5 protein-coding genes and 1 pseudogene are annotated in these 6,166 nt (G+C 67.3%); 1 reads left to right on the forward strand and 5 read right to left on the reverse strand.

Annotated elements, in window-relative coordinates; genetic code table 11:
- Positions 1-7: 7 nt before the first annotated feature.
- The 5 genes from GX543_RS15900 to GX543_RS15920 are packed head-to-tail and all read right to left on the reverse strand — an operon-like array spanning position 8 to position 5,608.
- Positions 8-937 (reverse strand): phosphatidylinositol mannoside acyltransferase, encoded by a 930-nt coding sequence (locus GX543_RS15900; RefSeq protein ID WP_290853331.1) that lies wholly within the window; start codon positions 935-937, stop codon positions 8-10.
- A gap of 3 nt (positions 938-940) precedes the next feature.
- Positions 941-1,627, reverse strand: coding sequence for a phosphatidylinositol phosphate synthase (gene pgsA, locus GX543_RS15905; RefSeq protein ID WP_290853332.1), 687 nt, complete (start codon positions 1,625-1,627; stop codon positions 941-943).
- A 9-nt stretch (positions 1,628-1,636) separates the two neighbouring features.
- Positions 1,637-2,164, reverse strand: coding sequence for an HIT domain-containing protein (locus GX543_RS15910; RefSeq protein ID WP_290853335.1), 528 nt, complete (start codon positions 2,162-2,164; stop codon positions 1,637-1,639).
- Complete coding sequence (gene thrS, locus GX543_RS15915; RefSeq protein WP_290853337.1) at positions 2,161-4,263, reverse strand: threonine--tRNA ligase; 2,103 nt, start codon at positions 4,261-4,263, stop codon at positions 2,161-2,163. Before thrS ends, GX543_RS15910 begins: the two co-directional genes overlap by 4 nt.
- A 4-nt stretch (positions 4,264-4,267) precedes the next feature.
- Positions 4,268-5,608, reverse strand: a complete 1,341-nt coding sequence (locus tag GX543_RS15920) for a glycosyltransferase 87 family protein (protein WP_290853338.1) — start codon at positions 5,606-5,608, stop codon at positions 4,268-4,270.
- Between the two features lie 158 nt (positions 5,609-5,766).
- Between GX543_RS15920 and GX543_RS15925 the strand changes: the two are divergent.
- Positions 5,767-6,166 (forward strand): annotated as a pseudogene (locus tag GX543_RS15925) (ABC transporter ATP-binding protein); the annotation flags it as partial.

Consider the following 6,166-nt stretch of genomic DNA (forward strand, 5'->3'; position numbering starts at 1 on the left):
TGTCCTCCTAGCTCGGTTCTGGATCGCTCACGCCGAGCCGGTCGCGGCGGGCTTGCGACCAGTCGCTCTCCCACATCGGCTGCAGCATGTGCCAGTCGGCGGGCGCCGAGGCGATCCCTTCGGCGAAGACGTCCGCGAGCGCCTGAGTCGCCGCCGCGACGCCGCCCGTAGTGTCGATGACGGTTCCGCAACGTAGGAGCGAGGTCTCCTCGTCGAGGTAGCTGTGGTGAACGGCCAGCAGCGCGGCACCGGTCTCGATGGCCAGCTTGGCGGGCCCCGCGGGCATGCGCGTACGTTCGCCGAAGAGGTCCACCGGGACGCCGTTGTGCGAGAGGTCCCGGTCCCCCATCAGGCACACGATCCCGCCCGCGCGGAGCCGTTCGGCGAGCACTGCGAACGGCGGTTGTTCACCACCGGTCAGCGGAAAGACCTCGAAACCGAGTGATTCGCGGTACTCCACGAACTGATCGAACAGCGATTCCGGCTTGAGTCGTTCGGCGACGGTCGCGAACTGACCGTAATGGGCGACGAGCCAGACGCCGCAGATGTCCCAGTTCCCGGAATGCGGCAGCGCCATCACCACGCCCTTGCCGGACGTGCAGAGGTCGTCGACCACCTGACGGTCGTGCTCGGACATTCGAACGCTCGCGACGATGTCGGCCGGGTCGGTCGACGGCAGGCGGAAGGCCTCACGCCAGTACCTCGCGTACGACCGCATGGCCTGCTCCACGAGTTCGCCGGGCACCTCGTCGGGCGCGGTGCCGATGACCCGGGCGAGGTTCTTGCGCAACTGCTCCGGACCGCCGCCTCGTCGGCCGGCGACGGTGCCGACCGCGTCGAACACCCCGCGCGCCACCAACTCCGGCGCATAGCGGACCGCCGCCCATCCGGCGCGGTACCCGCAGTCCGCTGCGTAGTCAGCGATTCTGCCGAGCATCGCTCACCCCTCGTCCGAGTCTTGCGGGTCCGGACTCTGGCCGTCGTTCGCGGCGGGGGCGGCCGACGGGATCAGGTCGCGCGCACCGGGTGAGGAATAGATCGACCACATGCGCTGGGCGACGGTGATCACCGACGCGACGGCCAGGACCCACATCGCCACGTGGATCGCCCAGCTCCAGTGCAGGCCGGGGAAATCGGTGAAGCCGGCGCCGACCAGCACGATGATCAAGCGGTCCGGACGCTCGATGAGGCCGCCGTCGCCGTTGAGTCCCGCGGCTTCGGCCCGTGCCTTGGCGTACGAGATGACCTGCGAGGTCACCAGGCAGATCAGCGTGGCGATCAGCAGCAACTCGTGCGGTTCGGTGAACGCCGCCCACCACGCGAGACCGCCGAAGATCGCGCCGTCGGCGATGCGGTCGCAGGTGGCGTCGAGCACCGAGCCGAAGCGGGTTCCGCCTCCCCTGGCCCGCGCCATCGCACCGTCGAGCATGTCGAACATCACGAACGCCCAGGTGACCAGGGCGCCAGCGAACAGGTAACCCTGCGAGAAGAGGGCGATCGACGCACCGACCGTCACGACGGTGCCGATGATGGTCATGGCGTCCGGCGTCAGTCCCGTGCGAATGAGCGCGCGACCGAGCGGCAGGGTCACCTTCGACACCGAGGCACGTCCGAGGATGCTGAGCATTGTCGTCCTTTAGAGAAGTTCGGTCCACGCTAGCGCAAGCAGACCACGAGTCTGCTGCAGGAGTTGCGGAAGCACCTTGGTGTCGCCGACAACGGTGATGAAGTTCGCGTCACCGGTCCACCGCGGCACGATGTGCTGATGGATGTGCTCCGACAGGGAGCCACCCGCCGCGGCACCCAGGTTCAGACCCACGTTGAACGCGTCCGGGCGGGACACCGACTTGATCACCCGGATCGTCCGCTGCGTGAACTCCATGAGCTCGTCGCTCTCATCGCGCGTCAGGTCCTCGAGGTCGGCGACCTGACGGTACGGGACGATCATGGTGTGGCCGGGGTTGTACGGGTACAGGTTGAGCACCGCGTACACCGACGCGCCGCGCGCGACGATCAGTCCGTCCTCGTCCGACATCCGCGGGATGTCGAGGAACGGGTGACCGCTGAGTTCACCGCCGTCGACCGCCTTCTTGGGCGCGGCCGCCGTGATGTAACTCATCCGATGCGGAGTCCACAGCCGCTGCAGACGATCCGGGTCGATCATCGGCGCTTCCGGGCCGCGTCGAGGAACTCCTGCATCGTGTCGGCGGTCGGCGAGTCGTTGCGACGCGACTCCTCCCACTCGTCGATCGCGACGATCGCCTCGTCGACGTGCACGCCGTTGAGCTGCGTGCCGTCGCGGAAGCGGAAGCTGACCGCGTTTGCTTCGACGTCACGCTCGCCCGCGAGCAGCATGAACGGCACCTTGGCGGTGGTGTGATTGCGGATCTTCTTCTGCATGCGGTCATCGGAGTGGTCCACCTCGGCACGCACCCGTCGACCGCGGAGGCGTCCGATGACGGCCTGCAGGTGGGGGGCGAAGGCTTCGGCCACCGGGATGCCGACCACCTGGACCGGCGACAGCCAGACCGGGAACGCACCGGCGTAGTGCTCAGTGAGCACGCCGAAGAAGCGCTCGATGGAGCCGAACAGCGCGCGATGGATCATCACCGGGCGCTTCTTGGTGCCGTCGCTGGCGGTGTATTCGAGCTCAAAGCGCTCGGGCAGGTTGAAGTCGAGCTGAATCGTCGACATCTGCCAGGTGCGACCCAACGCGTCCTTGACCTGCACGGAGATCTTCGGCCCGTAGAACGCGGCGCCCTCCGGGTCCGGGACCAGCTCCAGGCCGGACGCCTCGCCGACCTTGCGCAGGGTCTCGGTGGCCTCTTCCCAGACCTCGTCGGCACCGACGTACTTCTTCGGATCCTTGGTCGAGAGTTCCAGGTAGAAGTCGTCGAGACCGTAGTCCTTGAGAAGCTGGAGGACGAAGTTCAGCGTCGTGGTCAGCTCCTCGACCACCTGCTCCTGCGTGCAGTAGATGTGAGCGTCGTCCTGGGTGAAGCCGCGGGCACGCGTCAGACCGTGGATGACGCCGGACTTCTCGTACCGGTACACCGCACCGAACTCGAACAACCGCAGCGGCAGCTCGCGGTAGCTGCGTCCGCGCGACCCGTAGATGAGGTTGTGCATCGGGCAGTTCATCGGCTTGACGTAGTAGTTCTGGCCCGGCTTGCGAACGGTGCCGTCCTCGTCGTATTCGGCGTCGAGCTGCATGGGCGGGAACATGCCGTCCGCGTACCAGTCGAGGTGGCCCGAGACTTCGAACAGGGTCGACTTCGTCACGTGCGGGGTGTTGACGAACTCGTAGCCGCCCGCGGCGTGCTGCTCGCGGGAGTAGTCCTCCATCTCCTTGCGGATGATGCCGCCCTTGGGGTGGAACACCGGCAGACCCGAGCCCAGTGCGTCCGGGAAGCTGAAGAGGTCGAGCTCGCTGCCCAGGCGGCGATGATCGCGCTTCTCGGCCTCGGCCAGACGATCGAGGTAGATGTCCATCGCCTCGGTCGACTCCCAGGCGGTGCCGTACACGCGCTGGAGGTCGGCCAAGCTCTGGTCGCCACGCCAGTACGCCGCCGAGCTGCGCGTCAGCTTGAACGCGGAGATGTACTTGGTGGTCGGCACGTGCGGCCCGCGGCAGAGGTCGCCCCAGATCTTCTCGCCGGTCCGCGGGTTCAGGTTGTCGTAGGCGGTCAGCTCGGCGCCGCCGACCTCCATGATCTCGCTGTCGTCGGCAGCGCCCTTATCGTCGATCAACTCGAGCTTGAACGGCTCGCCTGCGAGTTCCTCGCGCGCCTGCTCCTTCGAGTCGTAGACGCGACGCGAGAACCGCTGACCCGACTTGATGATCTTCTTCATCTGCTTCTCGATGGCCTTGAGGTCCTCGGGAGTGAAGGGATCCTCGACCTCGAAGTCGTAGTAGAAGCCGTCGGTGACCGGCGGACCGATGCCCAGGTGAGCTTTCGGGTTCAGGTCCTGAACGGCCTGCGCCAGCACGTGCGCGCACGAGTGGCGTATCACCGCGCGACCATCGTCCGAATCCGCCGTGACCGGCTCGACGTCGGTGTCGGCGGCCGGGGCCCACGACAGGTCGCGCAGCTCGCCGCTCGCATCGCGGACGACGACCACGGCCTGCGGACCCTTGTTCGGCAATTCCATGCCGTCGGGCAGCTCGGCGTCCCGCATGGCGGCGCCCGCGGTAGTGCCCGCCGGAACCCGTACGGTCTCGGGCAGGCGGACTCTTTCGGCGGACGCGACGTTGTCGGGCACGGTCTTAGCTCCTCGTTTCGGATTGAACGGGTTTCGGGTCGGCGGGATCGCTCGGCTTGAATCGTATCGCGCGACGTCCGTCGCACAGGCACAGCGTCACGACGATCGTCAGCAGAAGCAACAGGACGTACGCGCCGCTGCCGGCCAACCGAAACGGCAGTTCCCAGTCGCCGGTCACCGGCCCGCGGAAGATGCGGAACACCCCGAAGGTCAGTTTCAGGCGCTCTTGGCCGTCTGGGCCGACCACAAAGCTGCGGTGCCACCAGGTGAAGGTGAGAGCAACCACGGTCGCGGGTGCCAGCCAGCACAGCCAGGTGATCGGGCGACGCCGGTCGGCGACGTCGACGCAATGGGTCACGGCCACCAGCAGCAGCGGGACCACCCAGACCCAGTGATGTCCCCAGGAGAACGGCGACACCGCGCAGGACGTCATGCCGGTGATGCTCAGGGCGAGCAACTCCTGGCCTGCCCGATGGGCCGCCAACGCCGCCCACAGGCCGAGCAGGCCGACGACCACGCCTGCCGGAATCCACAGCCAGTCGGGCGCGGTCCCGAGTCCCAGCGCGGGCAACCGCGCGAAGAAGCCGTTCAACGACTGGTTGGCGGCGTTGTAGAGCGGGCCGATGCGCCCGGTCTGCTCGAGCGTCACCGTCCAGAAGTGCCATCCCTCGTCGCCCAGCACCGCGATGCCGAGGGCCACGGTCGCCGCGAAGGTGACCACCGCGGTGATGGCGGCGCGCCACTGCTTGGTCAACACCAGGTAGGCGGTGAAGAAGATCGGTGTCAGCTTGACTCCGCTGGCCAACCCGATTCCGACCCCGCGCAGCCGGTCGCTGCGGCGAACCTGATCGGCGATCACGAGGAGTGCGAGCACCAGGTTGATCTGTCCGTTCCAGAACGTGGTGTGGACGGGTTCGAGGCCTATGACCGAGACGGCGAACAAGACGGTGAAGGCGACGAAGCGTCCGTCGATGCGGAAGCGGAGCGCCCGCAACGACACCCCGACCAGCGCGAGCAGGCACACCACGTTGCCCGCATTCCAGAGGAACTGAGCGGTGTGCTCGGGCAGCGGCGCCAACGGAAGCATGAGCAGCGCGGCGAAGGGTGGATACGTGAACTGCCAGACCTTGTAGACCGGGAGATCGTAGAGCGGACGGTCGTTCCAGACCGCGAGCGCACCGCCCCGGTAGACCCGGGTGTCGATGTTCATGTTGAAGAGCCCGTAGACGGGATGGCCGATGGGCACCACCCAGATGTGCCAGGCCACGATGAGCAGCGCTCCGACCGCCACCATCGCCACCATCGACCACGTGACCGAGCGCATCGTCGCCCCGCTGACCTTCACTCCGCGATGATACGGCGTCGGGCCTGTCTCGACGGCAACCGAACCGCGCGTTCGTGCCGTGTTGTGGCGGGCCGCGAGCTCTCGGCGGTCGCCGTTCGACATACTGGCTGGTGTCGGTGGTTCGGCCGACACGGCGACGCGATGGAGGGCACGACCGCGTGAAGCGTTCACGACACCGTTCATCGGCGATGGGCGCCGTTCGTCGACTCGCATCGATCGCCGTCGAAGGACGCGTACGCCTGCTGGTCGGCGTGGTGATCACGCAGGTCATCGCGATGTCGGCGAGCCTTGCGCAGCCTGCGTTCAATGCGTTGATCGTCGACAACGGCGTGATCGCAGGCGACGTCCCGTACATCGAGCGAATGGGCGCGGTGATGCTCGGGGTCGCGGTCTGCGGGCTGCTGGCGTCCCTCGCCGCCATCGCGTTCGGCTCCGCGCTGTCGACCGGCGCGGCGGCCGATCTGCGACAACGTGTCTACGGTCGCGCTGCGGACTTCTCGTCGGCCGCCTACCAGGAGGTCGGAACCTCGACAATGCTGACGCGGACCTCCCTCGACA

The sequence above is a fragment of the Gordonia sp. (in: high G+C Gram-positive bacteria) genome, assembly GCF_012515855.1.
In the GTDB taxonomy this organism is placed as follows: Bacteria; Actinomycetota; Actinomycetes; order Mycobacteriales; family Mycobacteriaceae; genus Gordonia.

Excerpts from the sequence above, each read along its gene's own strand:
- GX543_RS15900 (WP_290853331.1), bottom strand. The coding sequence starts at position 937 with ATGCTCGGCAGAATCGCTGACTACGCAGCGGACTGCGGGTACCGCGCC.
- pgsA (WP_290853332.1), bottom strand. The coding sequence starts at position 1,627 with ATGCTCAGCATCCTCGGACGTGCCTCGGTGTCGAAGGTGACCCTGCCG.
- GX543_RS15910 (WP_290853335.1), bottom strand. The coding sequence starts at position 2,164 with ATGATCGACCCGGATCGTCTGCAGCGGCTGTGGACTCCGCATCGGATG.